General features: G+C 71.1%; 15 protein-coding genes and 1 pseudogene. 7 read left to right on the top strand and 9 right to left on the bottom strand.

Translation table 11 applies throughout. The annotated features are described in order from the left end of the window. From ACZ4EG_RS08160 to ACZ4EG_RS08140, 5 genes and pseudogenes are all read right to left on the bottom strand, one after another. Nucleotides 1-117: pseudogene (locus ACZ4EG_RS08160) on the bottom strand (aldehyde dehydrogenase family protein); the annotation flags it as partial. Nucleotides 118-180: 63 nt separating this feature from the next. Further along, nucleotides 181-2,268 (bottom strand): NAD-dependent DNA ligase LigA, encoded by a 2,088-nt coding sequence (gene ligA / locus ACZ4EG_RS08155; protein WP_467790015.1) that lies wholly within the window; start codon nucleotides 2,266-2,268, stop codon nucleotides 181-183. A gap of 423 nt (nucleotides 2,269-2,691) precedes the next feature. Further along, nucleotides 2,692-3,705, bottom strand: coding sequence for a VOC family protein (locus tag ACZ4EG_RS08150; RefSeq protein ID WP_467790014.1), 1,014 nt, complete (start codon nucleotides 3,703-3,705; stop codon nucleotides 2,692-2,694). Continuing rightward, nucleotides 3,702-4,547, bottom strand: coding sequence for an alpha/beta fold hydrolase (locus ACZ4EG_RS08145; protein ID WP_453546860.1), 846 nt, complete (start codon nucleotides 4,545-4,547; stop codon nucleotides 3,702-3,704). The genes ACZ4EG_RS08150 and ACZ4EG_RS08145 overlap by 4 nt, the downstream gene beginning before the upstream one ends. A 35-nt stretch (nucleotides 4,548-4,582) precedes the next feature. Beyond that, nucleotides 4,583-6,181: a bifunctional 3-(3-hydroxy-phenyl)propionate/3-hydroxycinnamic acid hydroxylase gene (locus ACZ4EG_RS08140; protein WP_467790013.1), complete on the bottom strand. Its 1,599-nt coding sequence runs from the start codon at nucleotides 6,179-6,181 to the stop codon at nucleotides 4,583-4,585. 122 nt (nucleotides 6,182-6,303) lie between these two features. On the opposite strand from ACZ4EG_RS08140, the gene ACZ4EG_RS08135 reads away from it, so the two are divergent. From ACZ4EG_RS08135 to ACZ4EG_RS08120, 4 genes are all read left to right on the top strand, one after another. Then, nucleotides 6,304-6,939 (top strand): TetR/AcrR family transcriptional regulator, encoded by a 636-nt coding sequence (locus tag ACZ4EG_RS08135; RefSeq protein ID WP_467790012.1) that lies wholly within the window; start codon nucleotides 6,304-6,306, stop codon nucleotides 6,937-6,939. Continuing rightward, a complete protein-coding gene (locus tag ACZ4EG_RS08130) occupies nucleotides 6,936-7,547 on the top strand; it encodes a 2-keto-4-pentenoate hydratase (protein WP_467790011.1) in 612 nt (203 codons plus the stop codon). The genes ACZ4EG_RS08135 and ACZ4EG_RS08130 overlap by 4 nt, the downstream gene beginning before the upstream one ends. A 129-nt stretch (nucleotides 7,548-7,676) precedes the next feature. Then, entirely contained in the window at nucleotides 7,677-8,120 is a 444-nt protein-coding gene (locus ACZ4EG_RS08125) for a universal stress protein (protein ID WP_453546717.1), read from the top strand. Nucleotides 8,121-8,207: 87 nt separating this feature from the next. Next, nucleotides 8,208-9,071, top strand: coding sequence for a pyridoxamine 5'-phosphate oxidase family protein (locus ACZ4EG_RS08120; RefSeq protein WP_467790010.1), 864 nt, complete (start codon nucleotides 8,208-8,210; stop codon nucleotides 9,069-9,071). 11 nt (nucleotides 9,072-9,082) lie between these two features. Here ACZ4EG_RS08120 and ACZ4EG_RS08115 read toward each other — a convergent pair whose 3' ends face one another. Continuing rightward, on the bottom strand, nucleotides 9,083-9,811 hold the full coding sequence (locus ACZ4EG_RS08115) for a CBS domain-containing protein (protein WP_467790009.1): 729 nt from the start codon (nucleotides 9,809-9,811) through the stop codon (nucleotides 9,083-9,085). A gap of 300 nt (nucleotides 9,812-10,111) precedes the next feature. Between ACZ4EG_RS08115 and ACZ4EG_RS08110 the strand changes: the two genes are divergently transcribed. From ACZ4EG_RS08110 to ACZ4EG_RS08100, 3 genes are all read left to right on the top strand, one after another. Next, nucleotides 10,112-11,014, top strand: coding sequence for a universal stress protein (locus ACZ4EG_RS08110; protein ID WP_467790407.1), 903 nt, complete (start codon nucleotides 10,112-10,114; stop codon nucleotides 11,012-11,014). 46 nt (nucleotides 11,015-11,060) lie between these two features. Further along, nucleotides 11,061-11,951: a universal stress protein gene (locus ACZ4EG_RS08105; protein ID WP_467790008.1), complete on the top strand. Its 891-nt coding sequence runs from the start codon at nucleotides 11,061-11,063 to the stop codon at nucleotides 11,949-11,951. A gap of 66 nt (nucleotides 11,952-12,017) precedes the next feature. Further along, entirely contained in the window at nucleotides 12,018-13,019 is a 1,002-nt protein-coding gene (locus ACZ4EG_RS08100; RefSeq protein ID WP_453546728.1) for an Acg family FMN-binding oxidoreductase, read from the top strand. A gap of 23 nt (nucleotides 13,020-13,042) precedes the next feature. Here ACZ4EG_RS08100 and ACZ4EG_RS08095 read toward each other — a convergent pair whose 3' ends face one another. The 3 genes from ACZ4EG_RS08095 to adhE form a co-directional block, all read right to left on the bottom strand. Then, complete coding sequence (locus ACZ4EG_RS08095) at nucleotides 13,043-14,023, bottom strand: GerMN domain-containing protein (RefSeq protein ID WP_453546730.1); 981 nt, start codon at nucleotides 14,021-14,023, stop codon at nucleotides 13,043-13,045. Nucleotides 14,024-14,146: 123 nt separating this feature from the next. Beyond that, nucleotides 14,147-16,597 (bottom strand): SpoIIE family protein phosphatase, encoded by a 2,451-nt coding sequence (locus tag ACZ4EG_RS08090; RefSeq protein ID WP_467790007.1) that lies wholly within the window; start codon nucleotides 16,595-16,597, stop codon nucleotides 14,147-14,149. Nucleotides 16,598-16,757: 160 nt separating this feature from the next. Continuing rightward, the gene (adhE, locus tag ACZ4EG_RS08085; RefSeq protein WP_467790006.1) at nucleotides 16,758-19,445 is read right to left on the bottom strand and encodes a bifunctional acetaldehyde-CoA/alcohol dehydrogenase; all 2,688 of its coding nucleotides are present in this window, start codon (nucleotides 19,443-19,445) and stop codon (nucleotides 16,758-16,760) included. Nucleotides 19,446-19,492 lie beyond the last annotated feature (47 nt).

Genomic DNA, 19,492 nt, shown 5'->3' with positions numbered 1-19,492 from the left:
CTTGCCGTGCTCGGCGGAGATGATCCGGGCCAATTGCTCCTCGTGCTCGACGAGCAGCTGCCGGAAGGCGAACATGACCCGCGTGCGCCGGGTCAGCGAGGACTCCGACCAGGTCTGTCAGGACGTTCCGACAAGGCGCCCCGAGAGGGGGGCGCCGACAGACAGGGGCGGGCGTCGAGGTCAGTCGAGGTGGTCGGCGACCAGTACGGCGAACTCGTCGGGTGTGGCGAGGCGGATGCCGAGGTCTTCGGCCTTGGCCCGCTTGGAACCGGCGTTTTCGCCGGCGACCACCAGACCGGTCTTCTTGGAGACGCTGGAGGACGAACGGCCGCCCGCCCGCTCGATGAGTTCATTCATCTGGTTGCGGCTCAGCCGCTCCAGCGGCCCGGTCATCGCGCCGGTGACCACGACTGTCATCCCGGCGAGCGGGCCGGCGGCGGGAGCGTCGGTCGTGGCGCCGGTCTCCGTGTCGGCTTCGGCGCTCGGCGGGGGAGTGGCGCCGGGTTCGGTCATGTTCACCCCGGCCGCGGCGAGCTTGTCGATCAGCGGGGCGAGTTCGGCCAGTTCGGCGACGATGGACGGCGCCTTCTCGGTGCCGATGCCCTCGACCTGTTGCAGCGCGTCGGCGTCGACGGTGCGGATGTTGTCCATGGTGGCGAAGTGCCGGGCGATGCGTCGCGACATGGACCGGCCCGTGCCGCGGACGCCGAGTGCGCACAGTACCCGGGACAGCGGCCGCGTCCTGGCCGTGGCCAGGGCGGCCAGCAGGTTGTCGGTGCTCGTCTCGCCCATGCGGTCCAGCGCGAGGAGCTGGTCGCGGGTGAGCGTGAACAGGTCGGCGAGATCGCCGACCAGACCGGCCTCGACGAGCTGCACGATGCGGGTGGTGCCAAGGCCTTCGATGTCGAGCTGGTCGCGGCCCACGGCGTAGGAGAGGGCGGCGACGAGGTGACAGTTGCGGCCCTGTTCGCAGCGCCAGCGTTCCTGGCTGGTGTCGATCCCCGATCCGCAGCGCGGACACGCCTCGGGGAACGCGATCGGCTGCTCGGCGCCGGTGCGCAGCTGGGCGACAGGGGCTTCGACGCGGGGGATCACGTCGCCGGCGCGGTGGACCATGACGTGGTCGCCCAGGCGCAGATCACGGCGCGTGATGTCGGCCGGGTTGTGGAGCGTCGCGTAGGTGATGGTGGAGCCGTCGATCTCCACCGGTTCCAGGACGGCGCGCGGGGCGATGATGCCGGTGCGGCCCACGTTCCACTCCACCTCCAGCAGCCGGGTGATCTTCTCGACGGCGGGCAGCTTGTAGGCGATCGCCCAGCGTGGGGCCCGCGAACCGTTTCCGGCGGCCTCCTGATCGGCGGCCAGATCGGCCTTGATGACGATGCCGTCGATACCGAAGGGCAGTTGGGCGCGCAGGGCGGCGATCTCCTGTACGCGGACCAGCACCTCGTCGGTGGTGGTGGCCGTGGTGCCGGGTACCGCGGTGCCGGCGGTGGTGTGCACACCGAGCGTGGCGGCCAGCGCCATCAGCTCACTGTGAGCGAGGCCGTCCAGCCGTGTGGCGAAAGCGGGGTCGGTGTCGGGCAGCGGCAGCAGGCCGTAGCCGAAGAACGTCATCGCCACCGCGTAGGCGCGGTCCTTGGCGCGCAGCGTGCCTGCCGCCGCGTTGCGGGCGTTGGCGAACGGCTGCCCGCCGTGCGCGGTGCGCGCCGTGTTGGCCTCCTCGAACTGCGCACCGGTCATGAGGACTTCGCCCCGCACCTCCACGCTGACCGGTTCGGACAAGGTGGCGGGCAGCCCCTCGATGGTGCCTATCGCGTGCGAGACGTCTTCGCCGGCCGTCCCGTCGCCACGGGTGATCAGCCGGGTCAGCCGGCCCTGGGTGTAGCGGGCCGCGACGGCAAGTCCGTCGAGCTTCGGCTCGACGCTGAATCGTTCCGCCTCATGGCCGATCCGGCGCGCCAGTGAGGCGGCCCACGCGGCGAACTGCTCCGGCGAGAACACGTTGTCCAGGCTCAGCATCGCCACCGTGTGGAGCACATCGCCCTCGGCCGCACCACCGGCGACCTTCCCGGTCGGTGAATCGGGCAGCACCTGGTCGGGATGCTCGGACTCCCACGCGGCGATGCCCCGTACGAGCTTGTCGTAGGCGTCGTCGTCCAGAGGCGAGGTGCCGCCCGCGTAGTAGGCGGCAGCGGCCTTCACCGCGTCCTCGACCGCCTGCGCGTAGGCGGCGGCATCAGCGATCTGCGCAATCGGTGTCGTCATGCCGGTCATCCTGCCTGCCACCACTGACAATGCCCCCGGAACTCACCACGTTCCTCTTCCCCACCACTTGGGAGGCAGTGGGTCCGCCGGGGCCGAGGTCGGCTGATCCGGGTGCAGTCCGAGCCGTCGTAGGGCATCCGCGCGGATGCGGACGGCGATCGTGCCGTACCAGTGCCCGTCGGGCCGCTTTCCGCACATGTGGTCGATCCGCACGTCCGGCCCGGGAAAGGGCCACCAGTCGATGCCCCGGTCCCGCAGTCAATCGGCCACGAGCCGCGTCGGGCGTGGGCAGCCGGTGACGTTCTCGTAGCTGGACAAGGTGACCCACTCGGAGGTGTCTTCGGACATGTGTGCATCATGCTGCACGGCCATGGCGGGGGACAGTGAATTACCCGGACCCGCCAGGCAGCGCGAGGGAACCGATCAGTCGTCGGGGATGCCGGTGCCGCTCAGGGCGGGGACGGTGTTCTCCGGGTGGGTGAGTGAGCGGGCCGCGAGACGGAACTGGTCGAGTCTGTCGATGATCGTGCGGCCGACGGGGGTGTGGCCCCAGATGCTGATGCCCTGGTGGGTGGTGGGCTGCCAGGTGCTCTCGTCGACGACGATCGGGTTCCAGCCGACTTCCCACTCGAAGCCCGAAGGGGTGCGGGCGTAGTAGGAGAGTTCCTTGTCATTGGTGTGCCGGCCCACGGACAGGGCCATGTCGAAGCCGAGTTCGTGCACCCGCTGATAGCTGCGGGCGAGGTCGTCGAGCGTGGCGACCTGGACGTTGAGGTGCTGGACCCGGGTGCGGACGGGATCGATGGGCAGGCCGCGGACGGCCGCGACGGCGATGGAGTGGTGGCGCTCGTTGACGCGCAGGAAGCGGATCTTGAGCTTGACGCCGCTGATGGTCTCGTCGATGTAGTCGGTGAGGCGGGCGTCGAAGACCGTGTTGAAGTAGCCGCGCAGCTGCGTCGGTCTGGTGGATGTGATCGCGACGTGGCCCATGCCGGAGTCGCCCGTGACGAAACCGGAGGCCGTCATGCGCAGCGGTTCCGATGACAACCGGGGCGTGGTGTAGATCTCCTGGGTGATGCCCTTGGGGCCGGGGAATCGCAGCAGGCGTTCGACGCCGCGCAGGGCGGCCTCCTCGGCGGTGCCCTCGACGCAGGGGACGCCGTGGGCGCGGACCCGGGCTTCGATCTGCTCGAAGGCGGTGTGGTCGTCCACGTGCCAGCCGGTCGTCACGACGTCCTCGGCCGGGCCACGCCGGAGCAGGAAACGGCACTCATGCTCGTCCAGGCGGAAGCGCATGACACCGGAGTCGAACTCGTCGTGGTGCATGCCGATGGCGTCGGTGCCGAAGCGGCGCCAGTCGGAGAAGTGATGGGTCTCGATGACGAGGTAGCCGAGATGGACCGCGCCGAAGACCGAGGGCGTACCTGGTGGGTTCATCGCCGGCCCGCCAGGAAGTCGGCGCAGAGCCGGTTGAAGAGCTCCGCGCGTTCGAACTGCACCCAGTGACCGGTGTTGGCGACCAGGTACAGGTCGCAGTTGGGCATGCGCTCGGCCAGGGTGCGGCCGCCTCCGGGCCGGTTGACCTTGTCCGCGGCGCCCCACAGCACCAGCGTGGGGACGGGCAGCCGGGACAGGCGGTCGTCGCGGGTGAAATCCATCTTCCACAGGGTGCGCAGGGCGTTCGGGCCGGACGGACGGCGCAGCGGCGGGGCGGCGACGACCTCCGGGTCGATGCTGTCCCGGTAACGCGCGTCGATGACGCTGTCCGGTACGTCGGCGGCGTTGAAGACGAGGTAGTTGCGGATGAACCTCTCCAGCTTCAGCCGCGAAGGGCCGTCCCCGGAGTAGTAGTTGAGCAGGCTGGTGAGACCCGGGGTGGGCAGGGCGCGGGTGGTGCCGACGCCGCCGGGGCCCATGAGGACCATGCGGTCGACCCGGTCGGGGGTGTCCAGGGCGAGACGCAGGGCGCAGGAGCCACCGTAGGAGTTGCCCACCAAGTGAGCCTTGTCCAGGCCGAGTTGATCCATTACGCCGCGAATTCCGTCGGCGAGGTGGCCGAACGGGTCGGTGCCGCCGACCCCCTTGGTGCTGCGGCCGTAGCCCGGCAGGTCGGGGACGATGACCCGGTACTCCTTGGCCAACGAGGCGATGTTGCGGGCGTAGTTGGAGACGCCGGAGGCTCCCGGGCCGCCGCCGTGCAGCAGCAGGAGGGGCGGGCCGTCGCCGGTCTCCGCGACGAAGATCTTCTTGCCCGCTGCGTCGAGCAGCGACTCCCGCATCGGCGGAAGTTCGGTGTGCGTGGTCACGGTGGTCCTCACGAGGTGATCGAGGTGGTCGGGCGCGGTGCCGGGTCGAACCCAGCCGGGGGCGGGGGTAGTTGGGCGCCGGTGGACGCTGCCGCGTAGACGTAGGCGTCCGGTCGCAGGGCGAGGGTGGTCACCCGCCGCTCGTTCATCCAGGGCAGCAGGACGCCGTCGCTGTCGACGACCGTGCCCTCGGCAGGCCGGGAGCCGACGGGGGTGACGGTGAGCGCATCGACACCGAGGCGCTCCCACGCGGGCTGCGCCACGGCGAAGCCGCCGTGCAGGAGCAGCCACCGGCCGCCGAGCACATCGTCCAGGCGGACGCGGTTGCCATCGGGTCCGGTCACCCGGGGCTGCGGTATCTGGTGCCCGGACGCCTTGGTGCGCGGCCGCGCCTGCAGGCCCTGGGCGTACTGCGCAACGGGTATCCAGCTCGACTCCTGCAGCCAGTTGCCGAAGCCGGGGAGGCGGTCGAGGGTCCGCAGGGCGGTGTTGCGGATCCGGGTGACCGGGATCCGTCGTTCGGTGATCATCCGCCCGACGAACACCGCCCGCCTGGTGACTTCCTTGACGTGCGGCTTCCGTTCGGCCTCGTAACTGTCGAGCACCGCCTCGGGCAGCTCGCCCCGCAGCACCGCGTCGAGCTTCCAGCACAGGTTGGCCACGTCCCGTACCCCGGCGGCCATGCCCTGCCCGATCCACGGCGGCATCGCGTGGGCGGCGTCGCCGGCGAGGAAGACCCGGCCCACCCGGAAGCGGGCGGCGAAGCGGACGTGGTGGCTGTAGACGGTGGCGCGCAGCACCTCGATGTTGTCCCGCCCGATGCCGTACCGGGACACCAGCTCGTACACCGCATCATCGGTGACCAGGTAGTTTTCGTCGTCGCCCGGCAGGATCGGGAACTCCCAGCGGTGGTGACCGAGCGGGGTCGGGCAGTCCACGGCCGGCCGGGCCGGATCGCAGCGGAAGCGCAGCTTGTCGTGGTCGGGCCAGGGCTTGAGCATCTCGGTGTCGACGACCACCCAGCGGTCCTCGTACGTCCGCCCCTCGTAGCCCACGTTCAGCTGGGCGCGGGTGAGGCTGGAGCCGCCGTCGGCCGCGATGACGTAGGCCGCACGCAGCCGCCGTACGGAGTCGTCGGCGTCGATCACGGTGAGCTCGACGCCGTCAGCGTCCTGGCGCATCCGCAGGCACTCGTGCCGCAGCAGCACCTCCACATCGGGGTAGCGGTCGACCCCGTCACGCAGGACCTGCTCCAGCGCCGGCTGGTAGATGAACATCTGCGGCGGGTGCCCATGGCCGCGCGGGACGGGGCGCACCCGGACGAACGGGCGGCCGCTCGCGCCGACGAAGTCCAGGGGGCACTCGGCCAGCATGTCCTGCTTCAGCCGCTCGGCCAGGCCGATGCGCTGCCAGATCCGTACGACCTCTTCGTCGGTGGAGATGGCCCGCGCGCGAGAGAAGACCTCCGCGTCGCGCTCCACCACCACGACCCTGAGGCCCATGGCTCCCAGCAGGTTGGCCGCGGTCACTCCCGTCGGCCCGTAACCGATCACCGCAACGTCATACGCGCTGTTCCCGGCTCTGTCCCTCGCGTTGATCCGGCTCACCGAGCCACCTCACTGTCGTCCCTGTCGGCTCTTGCTGTAGTGATCATTCCAATTGGAACGGTCGCTACGTTAAGCTCGGTGCCGGAGACGGTCAAGAGCAGGTACGACGGGAGGGCCAACCGATGACCAGGCCGCAGACGACGCGCAAGAAGCGCGCCAACGGCGTGGAGTCACGGCAGCGGATCCTCGACGCCGCCGTGGAGATCGCCGGAGAACGTGGCTACGAGGGCACCTCGATCGCGGCGGTCAGCGCCAAGTGCGGCCTGCCCGCCAGCTCGATCTACTGGCACTTCAAGGACAAGGACGACCTGATCGCCGCGGTCATCGAGCGGAGCTTCGACACCTGGCTGACGGCCGTCGTACTGCCGGGTGAGGAGACCGGCACGCCGCTGGAGCGGGCCACCGTCATGGCGGCGAACGTGGCGAGGTCACTGGTCGACGCCCCGGACTTTCTGCGCCTCGGACTGATGCTCGCCCTGGAGCGGCGCCCCGTCGAACCCCGGGGCCGGACCGTGTTTCTCCAGGTCCGCACCATCGCCCGCGAGAAGATCATCGAGATGATCCGGACCCTCGCCCCGGACCTGGACGAGAACGACGCACACACCCTCGCGGACTACGCGGTCGCCGGGGCCGACGGTCTTTTCATCAAGCGGGAGATCAGCGGCGGCGACGCGTTCGACCTCGTGGCGATGTTCGAACTCCATGCGCGCCTGATCTACGAGGCGGCCCTGCGCATGACCGTGCGGAGCGAAGAATGAGCCTGACGGCCCGACAACGCGAAGACGCTGCCGCACTGTTGCGCCGGGCCGAGCACCGTGCGGCACCGATCGAGCCGCTGTCGGCCCTGCTGCCCGGCCTCGACCTGGCCGACGCCTACGCCGTCCAGCGGCACAACATCGCCCGCCGCCAGGCCGACGGAGCCACCGTCGTCGGTCACAAGATCGGCCTCACCTCGACCGCGATGCAGCAACTCCCCGGCGTCACCGAGCCCGACTTCGGCCATCTGCTGGACGACATGGTCCACCGGGACGGCGCGCCTGTCTTCGCACGCCATTACTGCCGGCCCCGCATCGAACCGGAGATCTGCTTTTGGCTCTCCCGCCCCCTGCGCGGCCCGGGCGTCACCGGTGACGACGTAGTGGCCGCCACCGACGCGGTCGCCCCGGCCCTGGAGATCGTCGACAGCCGCATTCGCGACTGGAACATCACCCTGGTGGACACGGTCGCCGACAACGCGAGTTCCGGAGGCCTTGTCCATGGCCCCTGGACACCCGTCGGCGAGGCACCCGACCTCACCTGCGTCACCGTCCGACTGGCGCGTACGGCGGCTCTGGGGCTGTCCCGTGTTCTGCGCGGGGGTGGCTGAGCGGCTCCGCCACCGTACCGAGCAGAAGCCCTGCCGGCACCCGTATGCCATGCCCCGGCCCTCTCCTCGTGGCGCGCCGGGAAAGAGTGGCGCAGCGTGGAGGGTAGGACCACAGAAGAGGTGAGACACATGGACACCGATGCCTCGAAGCCTCGAGTCGTCGTGGGCGTCGACGGGTCGCCGTCCTCGAACGACGCGCTGCGGTGGGCCGTCCGCTACGCCGGCCTCATCGGCGCCGACGTCGACGTCGTGTCCGCGTGGGACCTGCCGGGCGGGCGCGTGTGGATGGCCCCGGCCATCGACGCCACCCTCGACGAGGAGAACGCCCGGCGAGGGTTTGCCCAGGAGCTGAGGGACGTGCTCGGTGACGAGGCCGCCGACGCCGTCAGGAGCCACCTGGTGCAGGGCAACCCCGTCGACGTGCTGCTCAGGGCGGCCGAGGGCGCAGAGGTCCTGGTCGTCGGCAGCCATGGGCGGGGCGGCTTCGCACGGGCCCTGCTCGGCTCCGTCAGCCAGCATGTCGCACAGCACGCCAACTGCCCTGTCGTGATCATCCGCGAGGGAGTCTCGTGACGCACGGGCAGAGCGTTCCGTCCGTGCGGCGGTGTGCTGCCCATGGCACGTTGGATACAGCGGCACTGTGCGGAAAGGGCGGCGGTCATGCGAGCACACCTCGGCGATCTACTCGTCATCGAAAGTCCGACGACCGGCGCCGCCAGACGTGACGGCGAGATCGTCGGACTCCACCACGAGGACGGAACACCTCCCTACGACGTGCGCTGGTCGGGCACCGATGAGGTGACGCTCGTGTTTCCCGGGCCCGACGCTCATATCCGGCACATCGAGTACGAGTCCGGTCGCGTCCAGCCGGGGCGCGGACCCAACCCCGGTGACATCGGACGACGCGTGGCCGCCGAACGCAGGCGGCAGGGGATGAGCCGGACCGAAACGGCCCGCCGCGCCGCGATGGCGCCCGACTATCTGGCCTACCTGGAGGAACACCCGGCCGACCCGACCCTGGCCACCCTGATCCGCCTGGCCGCCGCGCTGGGCACCAGCGTCGAAGCCCTGCGCGGGGGCGGCATGGATCTACCTCCCGGCCGGGGCATGGCGCTGCTGCACCCTCAGTTGCTGCAGCTCAGCCCCGACGAATGCCGCGCCCGGCTTTCCACCCACGGCATCGGACGGATCGCGGTGACGACACCCGACGGCCCGGCGGTCGTCCCGGTCAACTACGTGGTCGTCGACGACGTGATCGTCTTTCGCACGGCGCCCGACTCGGTGCCCGCGGCGGCCGTGGGGAAGGAGGTCGCCTTCGAGGTCGACCATGTGGACGACGCCCTGAGCCGGGGCTGGAGCGTGCTCGCCGTCGGCCCGGCCCAGGTGGTCACGGACCCCGGCACCGTACGGCGGCTCAGCGAGAGCGCCTGCACCGACTCATGGGCCGGCGGCCGGCGTGACATGTGGGTGTCGATCCAGCCGGCGCGGCTCACAGGCCGTCGTATCGGTACCGCCGGTATGTGAGCCGCCGCGCTTCACAGCTTGCGCAGCCAGTCGTCGGCCAGGCCGTGCAGGGCCTGTTCGGCGGGCTGGAGCCGGGTGTCGTCGAGTCGGTAGGTCAGCTGGTCGACGACGTCCACGACACCGTCGACGCGGCGTGTCATGCCGACCGCGATGGGGATGTCGCTGCGCCGTTCCATCCGGCCGCTGAGGGTGACCACACCGTTGAGGGCGGTGGCCTCGATGGTGTGCGGGGCGAGCCAGAGCGTGTTGACGAAGACCTCCTGGCGCACGTCGCGCTGGATCGCACTGTCGCTGCGCAGGAAGACCTGCAGCAGGTCGCGGCGGGTGACGATACCGACGAGCCGGTCCTCCTCGTCGACGACGGGCAGCCGCTCGATGCGGTGCTCGGTCATCAGCCGTGCCGCCTCGGGAACGGTCGCGTCGGCCCGCACGGTGATCGCGGGGGCGGACATCGTCCCGCCGGCCGTGCGCGCCCGGCTCTTGGCGGCGCGTTCCCGTACGGAGTGGCTGAGGCGGTGTGCCAGGGCGGCGAAGGTGCCGTGGGACTCGGTCGGATGCGTCTGGTGGAGCATGAGATCGGTCTCGGAGATGACGCCGACGACCTTGTGGTCGTCGTCGATCACCGGGAGCCCGCTGATGCGGTGCTCGCCGAGCAGCCGGACGACTTCCTTGAAGGGCGTGCCGTGGACCGCCGTGACGACGTCGACGGTCATGAGGGCGCCGATCTTCGTGGCCTTCATGGCTGAGCCTCCTGTCTGCCGTCAGCCAACGGAGCCTGTACCCACGCGTCCTGGATGACGGTCGTCGCGAACTCCCCGCGAGGGGCTTCGTCTTCAGCCTCCGGCGTCGGCCGTCGAGCGCACATGGGCTGAGCGGGCACGGCGCCGGGCCGAGCGGCCCTCAGGACGCCTCCGCTCGGCCGTCGAGCCCAGGACGTGGGCCGGATGGTCCCGGGTGAGGCCCTGGCGGCCCCTGGCCGCCCGGTGACGGTGAGGTGAGGCTGGTAGTGCGAACCTGACCCAACACCTGGAGTTGTCATGATGCTTCCGCCCGTGGTCGTAGGGGTGGACGGATCCCCCGAAAGCCTTGCCGCCGCACAATGGGCGGCCCGCGAGTCCGTACGCAGCGACCGTTCGCTGCGTCTGGTCCATGCCTGGAACCGCCACCCGCGCCCGCGGGACGGCGAGATCGAGAACGCCGCACGGAGGCATCTCGCACGCCGTGTCCTGCGTGAGGCGGAGGACGGGGTGCGTGCCGCGTGTCCCGAGGTCCGGCTGTACGACGAACTGGTCGAGGGTCCGCCGGTCGAGCGGCTGCGGGAGGCGGCCGAGGGGGCCGAGCTGCTGGTGCTGGGGTCGCGGGGGCTGAGCGGTTTCACCGGGTTCCTGGTGGGTTCGGTGGCGGCGGGGGTGGTCGCCCGGGCAACGCGGCCGGTGGTACTGGTGCGGGCCGGCGAGGACACCGCTGACGAGCATCTGCCGGCCCCGGACGGCAGCGCCTCGACGACGACCGGTCACCGGGACGTGGTGCTGGGTATCGACCTGAGCGAGCCGTGCGACGAGGTCATCGAGTTCGCCTTCGAGGCGGCCCGGCTGCGGCGGGCCCGGCTGCGGGCGGTGCACGCCTGGCAGCCGCCGGGGCCGCTGGGCCGGGGCGAGGGCGACATCGGGCTGGTCGACGATCCGCAGCGGGCCGAGGAGTGGCTCGGCTTCCTCAAGGCGGTGCTGGAGGTGTGGCGCGACAAGTATCCCGAGGTGGAGGTCCTGGAGACGGTGGTGGAGGACAAGCCCGCCAACGCGCTGCTGCGCGCGGCGACCGGGGCGAGCCTCCTGGTCGTGGGACATCACCTCGCGCAGCGGCGGATCGGCCCGCGCACCGGGCCCACGACCCACTCCGCCATCCAGCACGTCTACTGCCCCGTGGCCGTCGTGCCCTACTGGTGAAGGCGCGCGAGGACCACACCACGGAACCGGTGAGGAGGTGGAGGTCATGACGAGGCCGGTGGTGGCCGGAGTGGACGGTTCACGGGAGAGCCTCGCCGCGGCCGACTGGGCGGCCAGGGAGGCGCTGCGCCGAGGGCTGCCGCTGCGACTGGTGCACGCCTGGGAAGGGCTGCCCGAGGACGACCGCGATGCGGGCCTGCCCGAGGTGCGGGCACCGCAGTACCACGCACGACGCGTGCTGCGCGCGGCACTGGACCGGCTGAACGAGCGCTACCCACAGCTCTACATGGCCGCCGAACCGGTACGCAGGCAGCCCGGTCCCGCGCTGATCGCCGAGGCGGAGGACGCCGAGCTGCTGGTGATCGGCAGCCAGGGCCTCGCCGGCGTCGGCGGGCTCCTGTCCGGCTCGGTCGCCATGGCCACCGTGGCCCACGCCGAGCGACCCGTCGTCCTCGTGCGGGCCGGTGAGACGCCGGCGGACGAGCATCTGCCGGACGGCTCGTGCAGGGCGTCCACGCGTACGCCGTACCGTGACGTCGTCGCGGCGGTGGACGGGCCGTGCGACGACCTCCTGGACTTCGCCTTCCGTGCCGCCGAACTCCGGTGGGCGTCGCTGGAGGCCGTGCACGCCTGGCATGTGCCGCTCGGCCGGATCGGCCCGGGCAACGGGGAACGTGACCGCATCCGGGAGGAGGCGGCACGCGAGCTCACGGCACTGCTCGCGCCGTGGCGCGCGAAGTACCCCTCCGTGCGGGTCCGGGAGACGCTCCACGAGGGCCGCGCCGTCCATGTGGTCGCGCGGGCCGCCGAAAGTGCCGGGCTGCTGGTGGTGGGCCGGCGCAGGCGCCGTGTCGCCGTCGGGTCGCACACCGGGCCCGTGGCCCACGCACTCATCCGCCATGTGCACCGGCCGGTCGCGCTCGTGCCGCACGACTGACGAGGCAACCGGGCCGGTGCGATGGCGTACATAAGGGTACATAGCTGGAGAAGGGCGTTACAGGTCATGTCCGTCGGCTGCACACACTCCCGTTACGCGTCCGGCTATCTGGTCCGGGCGGCCGTCTCCGCGCCTTCGGTGTACAACACCCAGCCGTGGGCCTTCGTCATGGACGACGACGGCAAGGGCCTCGAACTGCACGCGGACCCGGCGCGACGCCTCCTGGTCCGCGATCCCCACGGCCGTGAAATGGTCGTCAGTTGCGGCGCGGCGCTCTTCAACGTCCGACTGGCCATGCGGCACCTGGGGTTCAACCCGGTCGTCGAGACCTTCCCCTGCCCCGCCGACCCCACATACCTCGCCCGGGTGATGTGGGGCGCGTATGTCCGTCCGGGCCTAGACGAGCAGGATCTGTTCGAAGCACTGCGCCTGAGGCACAGCGCACGCGGACCGTTCCTGCCGGACCCGCTGCCCGCCACGCTCGCCGATGAGCTGGGCCGAGAGGCCAGGCGGGAGGGCGCCACGCTGCACTGGATCGACGACAGCGCAGGCCGGCGGGAGCTGTCCCAGATGGTCCGGGCCGCCGAGGACGTCCACAGGACGGATCCGGCGCATGCCGCCGAGCAGGCCGGGTGGACCTGGCGACTCGCCCGGGCGCGCCGTGACGGCATTCCGGTCGGTACGGATGTGCACCACCCGGACTGCGTCCCGTTCGCCGGACGGGACTACGCCGACCTCACCCGGATGTTCCCCACACCTCCGCGGCGCTGGACCGGACGCTCGGGACGGGTGGCCGTGCTCAGCACGGACCGCGACGACCGCTCGGCCTGGCTGCGGGCCGGCCAGGCACTCGAACGGGTCCTGCTGCATGCCGCCGCCCAGGACGTGATGGCGGCCTTCCACACCCAGCCATTGGAGATCGACCCGCTGCGTGTGCGGATCCGGCGGACACTGAGCGGGGGCGCGTTCCCGCAGATGATCCTCCGGCTGGGGTATGTGCCCTACGTACGCTCTCTGCCGCGGCGCCCGGTGACCGACGTACTCGCCTGGGAAGCGCGGACCCCCTGACCCTGCCCCCGTGGACTCCTCCTTCAGCGGTTCACGGTCAGCGGCACCGTGTCGACGGTGACGGGCCTGCCGTCCTTCGGTGAGACGTAGTACGCGGTGAGCAGGCCGGGTCCGGAGCGCACCGCCTTGTAGGGGAACGACACGTCGAAGGTCCCACGCGTCCCCGTGCCGGACGTGGCCCGGACCAGCACGTCGGCAGCGGTACGCCCGGAGGCGTCGGTCAGCTTCAGCCGGAACTCGGCCTCGAAGGTGTCGGCGCTTCCCCGCACCCGCAGGGGGCTGTTGACACCCTCACCGATGAGCGGGGACTCGACCAGCACGGCGGGCGAGACGTCCTCGAAGTCCGCCCGTCCCACCGGTCCGTTGAGGACGATGCCTTCGCCGCCGAAGGACGAGACAGGCTTGCCGTCGAGCTCGAAGCGGACCTTGTCGATGCTGGGGTAGCGGGTCACGGTGAACACGACCTGGGCCAGCCGCGCCCGCAGCGAGAGGGCGCCTTTGCCGTCGTCGTACCTGCTGGAGAGGTCCACGGTCGCGACATGGTCGTGGACCGCGATCGAGTTCAGGGCCGTGCCCGACGGTATGGCCGTGGTGCGGTGATGCAGGCGTTCGTAGCGGTTGGGGCCGGCCAGGAGCGCGCGGACGGCCCCGGTGGCCGTGGCGGGGGCGGTCACGGTGCGCGGGGCGGGCGACATGTGCTCGCCGTTCAGGAAGTACACGCTCGTCGAGACCTGGTGTTCGGTGGCCCTCGGCGAGCCGCTTCCCGAAGCGCGGGGAGCCGTCGGCGACGGGCTGGCAGTCCCGGACGGAGCCGGTGTGCCCGAGGTCCCGCCCGACGTTCCTGATCCGACGGTGGACTGTCCGGGGCGTGTCGAAGCCTCCGGCCCGGCCGTACCGCCTCCCGTGCCGCAGGCGCCGACGGTGAGAAGCGGCAGGGTCAGTGCCGCGGTGAGCATCAGCGGGCGGCGCCCACGGGGGCGCGAGGCCGGGGTTTCGCTGTTCATGGCTGCCTCCTCCGACGCTCTCAGCAAAGCGCGTCGGGCGGCGGGCTCACAGGGACCGGACGGCACCGGTTTGGGGCCGAACGGCGGGCCGGGGAGGGTCGTTCGACGGTGGCGGTGCCGACGTCATGCCCGCTTGCCGGGAAGTTCGATCTCCGCCCAGATGGTCTTCCCGTTCGTATGGTGCCGTGTGCCCCAGCGCTCGGCGAACTGGGCGACGAGCAGCAGGCCGCGGCCGCCCTCGTCGAAGGTGCGGGCGCGTCGCAGGTGCGGGGCGGTGCTGGTGCCGTCGGACACCTCGCAGATGAGGGTGCTGTCGCGGATCAGACGCAGCTGGATGGGCGACTGCCCGTAGCGGATCGCGTTCGTGACGAGCTCGCTGACCACCAGCTCGGCCGTGAAGGCCACATCCGGCAGATGCCACGCGGTCAGCCGGGCCAGGACCTCCGCGCGGGCACCCGGGACCGCGGCCGGGTCGGAGGGCAGGTCCCAGGTGGCCACCTGACTCGCGTCGAGGGCCCGGGTACGGGCGACCAGCAGGGCGACGTCGTCCTGCGGCTGTGCGGGGAGCAGGGTGTGGATCACGCTGTCGCAGACGGCCTCCAGCGATTCGGCGGGCCGCTCAAGACACCTGCGCAGCAGCGCGAGGCCCGTGCCCAGGTCGTGCTCGCGGCCTTGGACCAGGCCGTCGGTGTAGAGGGCGAGGAGGCTGCCCGGGGGCAGTTCCCACTCGACGGTTTCGAAGGGCAGCCCGCCCACACCCAGCGGTGGGCCGGGAGGCAGCTCGACCAGGTCGGCCGTGCCGTCCGTCGTGACGACGGCGGGCGGCGGGTGGCCCGCGGAGGCGGCCGCACACCGGCGCGAGACCGGGTCGTAGATCACGTACAGGCAGGTGGCGACGAAATCGGTGGGCATCTCCAGCTCGGACGCGTCCTCCTCGCTGCTGTCCTGTTGTGCCGCGATGTGGGTGACCAGGTCGTCGAGATGCGTGAGGAGTTCGTCGGCGGGAAGGTCGACGTCGGCCAGCGTGCGTACCGCGGTCCGCAGGCGCCCCATGGTCGCGGAGGCCTGCAGGCCGTGTCCCACCACGTCACCGACGACCAGTGCGACCCGGGCGCCCGACAGCGGGATCACGTCGAACCAGTCCCCGCCCAGCCCCGCGCGCGTTCGGGCCGGAAGGTAGCGGTACGCCACCTCGACCGCTTCCTGAGCGGCAAGCCGGCGGGGGAGCAGGCTGCGCTGCAGGGCCAGGGCGGTGTTGCGTTCGAGGGTGTAGCGGCGGGCGTTGTCCACGGCCACGGCGGCCCGTGCGCCGATCTCTTCGGCGAGGAGGAGGTCGTCCTCCTCGAAGGGGTGCTGGCGCCGATGGCGGACGAGGACCGCCACACCGAGGGTGATCCCGCGGGCACGCAGCGGAATGACCATGAGCGAGTGGATGCCGAACGCGCGGACGATCCCCGCCCGCTCGGGATCTGCCTCCTGCCAGGTCCTGACGGCTTCGTCGATGGTGCGGTGCAGCGAGGCCCGGCCGGTGGCCAGACAGCGGACGGGCGGCGCGGACTCCGGGTATTCGTCCACGTCCCCCGGCCGGATCACCGCCTCGGGCACACCGGGCAGGACGGACTGCTGCGCCACCCGGCGCAGGGCGACGGTGCCCGAGAAGGAGGGTGTCGGCTCGATGCCGCGGAAGAGGCCGTCCAGCAGGTCGATGGTGACGAAGTCGGCGAGCCGGCCCACCGCCACGTCGGCCATCTCCTGAGCCGTCCGCGTCACGTCCAGCGTGCTGCCCACCTGTGCGCTGACGTCGTTCAACAGCGCGAGCCGCTCCCGGGCCATGTGCTGCTCGGTGACGTCCAGCGCGGACAGTTCCACGTGCCGTACCTGCCCCGCCGGGGTCCTGAGCGGGGACACGGTGATGGACCACACCCGCTCGCGGGCCTGTGGCCGGGTCTTGCCGCGCACATGAAACCGTTCGGGTTCTCCGGTCACGAACACGCGCCGCATGCCGTCCTCGACCGAGCGGCAGATGTGGGGCGGCAGGAGGTCGGTGACACGCCGACCGCGCATCTGCTCCTCGCTCAGACCGAGCTCGCGTATGGCGCCGGCGGTCGCTCGCACCGCCCGCAGGGTGGAGTCGTACACCATCACCGGCAGATGGCACTGCGCGAACGCTTCCTCCGCCGTCGCCAGGTCCGACGGCACCTGCTCCGGCGGTGTCGCCACGACGAGCTGCTGGGAACGGCCCTTGCCGTCGAAGGACGGGTAGGCGTGCAGTCGCACTTCCACGTGCCGGCCGTCCCGGTGGCGGAGCAGGGTCGTCCTGCTCTGGCCGCCGAGAGCGGCGTGAAGGCCTTTCTCGACGTCGGCGCCCGAGCCCAGCAGACGGTGCACGGGGCGGCCCACGACCTCCTGGCGCGGGTAGCCGAGCAGACGCTCCGCACCCGCGCTCCAGTCGGTGACGATCCCCTGCGCGTCGACGACCGCGGTGGCTGGGGCGGCAGCCTCCGGGAGCGCTTCGGAGCCGCTGCCGCGTGGGGTGGCACCGTGCATGTCGATCATCGCCCAATCTGCCCCCATGGACACCCTGACCGCGGGGAGAACGCGGCGGCCGAGGCCACCGGGCGCACGCATGGCCGGCCTCTCCGCGTTCGGCCCCGTCATCCCACTTCTACCGTCCTTCCGCCGAGCCCGCGCGCCGTGCACGGGCCCGGCCGTCCATCACGGCAGGTGGATCCCCTCAGGCGGGGGTCTTGCGGCCCCGGCCCGTGTCCGGCCGGTTCCGTACGGCGCCGTAGTACGCGGTGCGCATGATGTCCTGCATGTCGTCGAGCATCGGCATCCGCGGGTTGGCGGGTGCGCACTGGTCCTCGTACGCGTTCAGGGCCTGCTGGGGCAGGGCGTCGAGGAAGGCGCGTTCGTCGATGCCGAGGGCCTGGAACGACGGCTCGATGCCCACGGCGTCCCGGAGCCGTTCCACCGCGGCGGCCAGCGACTGCACCCCCTCCTGCGGGGTGCCGGCGGGCAGCCCGAGGGTGCGGGCGATGTCCTGGAAGCGTTCGGGGGCGCGGTAGCTCTCGTACTTGGGCCAGCCGGTGAGCTTCGTGGGGACCGTGCCGTTGTAGCGGATGACATGCGGCAGGAGGACCGCGTTGGTGCGGCCGTGCGCGATGTGGAAGCTGGCGCCGAGGGTGTGCGACATGGCGTGGACGATGCCGAGGAAGGCATTGCCGAAGGCCATGCCGGCGATGGTGCCGGCGTTGTGCATCTTCTCCCGCGCGTCGGGGCGGCCCGTGCGGTCGTTCACCGCCGCTTCGATGTTCTCGAAGACGAGCCGGATCGCGTGCAGGGCCAGGCCGTCGGTGAAGTCGTTCGCGTACACGGACACATACGTCTCGATGGCGTGGGTGAGCGCGTCGAACCCGCTGTCGGCGGCCAGTGCGGGCGGCAGCTCCGTCGTGAGCAGCGGGTCCACGATGGCGACGCTGGGCGTCAGCGCGTAGTCGGCCAGCGGGTACTTCTTGCCGGTGGCCGGGTCGGAGATCACCGCGAAGGGGGTGACCTCGGCGCCGGTGCCCGACGTGGTGGGGATGCAGACCAGGCGGGCCCGGGCCCCCAGCACCGGGAAGCGGAAGGCGCGCTTGCGGATGTCGGAGAACTTCTGCCGCATGTCGGCGAAGTCGATGTCCGGGTGCTCGTACAGCAGCCACATCACCTTGGCGGCGTCCATCGGCGAGCCGCCGCCCAGCGCGATGATCGTGTCCGGGCGGAAGTCGTGCATCAGGCGGGCGCCCTGCCGGACGGATTCGATGCTCGGCTCCGGTTCCACGTTGTCGATGACCTGGAGCGTCGTCGGCTCGTGGCGCCGCTGGAGGACGCGGGTGACACGGTCGACGAAGCCGAGGCGGGTCATGGTGGCGTCCGTGACGATCGTGACGCGGTGCACATCCGGCATGGAGGCCAGATAGCGAATGGACTGCGGCTCGAAATAGATCTTCGGGGGCACCTTGAACCACTGCAGATTGTTGCGGCGCGCGCCGACCCGCTTGATGTTCAGCAGCTGGGCGGCGGAGACGTTGTTGGACACCGACGTGTGGCCCCATGAGCCACAGCCGAGGGTGAGCGACGGCAGCAGGTTGTTGTAGATGCCGCCTATGGCGCCCTGCGAGGACGGGGAGTTGACGATGATCCGTACGGTCTTCAGCCGCCTGCCGTAGGCCTCGGCGATCGTCCGGTCCTCCGTGTGGATGACGGCGCTGTGGCCCTGCCCGTGGAAGGCGACCATGTCGGCGGCGAGGTCGAAGCCCTGTGCCTGCGAGCCCGCGCGCAGCACGGCGAGCACCGGGCAGAGCTTCTCGCGGGTCAACGGCTCGTCCGGACCGACGTGTTCGGCCTGGACGAGGATCAGCGAGGTGTCGGCGGGCACGGTGAAGCCGGCCTGTTCGGCGATCCACACCGGGCTCTGGCCGACGGCCGCGGCGTTGACCTTGGGTTCGCACCCCGAGTTCGCGGCCTGGCCGGGGAACAGGAACGCCTCCAGCTTCGCCTTCTCCTCGGCGGTCGCCAGATGGGCGTGCAGGGTGCGGAACTCGGCCAGTGCCGCGTCGTAGATCTCCTCGTCCAGGATGACGGCTTGTTCGGAGGCGCAGATCATGCCGTTGTCGAAGGACTTCGACAGCACCAGGTCATTGACGGCCCGGCGCAGCTTCGCGCTCCGGTGCACATAGGCGGGGACGTTGCCCGCGCCGACGCCGAGAGCCGGCTTGCCCGCCGAGTAGGCGGCCCTGACCATGGCGTTGCCGCCGGTGGCGAGGATCAGGGAGACACCGGGGTGGTGCATCAGGACGCTGGTCGCCTCCACCGACGGGGTCTCGATCCACTGGATGCAGTGCTCCGGCGCGCCGGCGGCGATGGCCGCGTCCCGTACGATCCGCGCCGCCTCGCTGCTGCACCGCTGCGCCGAGGGGTGGAAGGCGAAGACGACCGGGTTGCGTGTCTTCAGCGCCATCAGGGCCTTGAAGACGGTGGTGGAGGTCGGGTTGGTGACCGGCGTGATCGCGCAGACCACGCCGACGGGTTCGGCCACCTCGGTCATGTCCTCGATGTCGTCACGGGCGATCACACCGACGGTCTTCATGGGCGCGATGCTGTGCGTGACGTGCTCGCACGCGAACATGTTCTTGGCCGCCTTGTCCTCGAAGACGCCGCGCCCCGTCTCCTCGACCGCGAGGCGGGCCAGTGCCGTGTGCTGGTCCAGGGCGGCGACCGAGGCCTTCTTGACGATGTGGTCGATCTGCTCCTGCGTGAAGGCCTCGTAGTCGGCCAGCGCCTTGAGTCCCTGTGTGACCAACTGGTCCACGGCGATGGCGATGTCGGACGGCGCCCCGGCGGTGGCCGTGGCCTCGATTCCGGCGTCGTGACGGGTCATTGGGATACGCCTCCGTTGACGAGAGCCGGCAGGTCGGCCGGCAGTGC

The organism is Streptomyces sp. NPDC025638 (assembly GCF_055558775.1).
The sequence above is the reverse complement of the archived record's forward strand: the minus strand, read 5'-3'. Positions and strand labels throughout refer to the sequence as shown.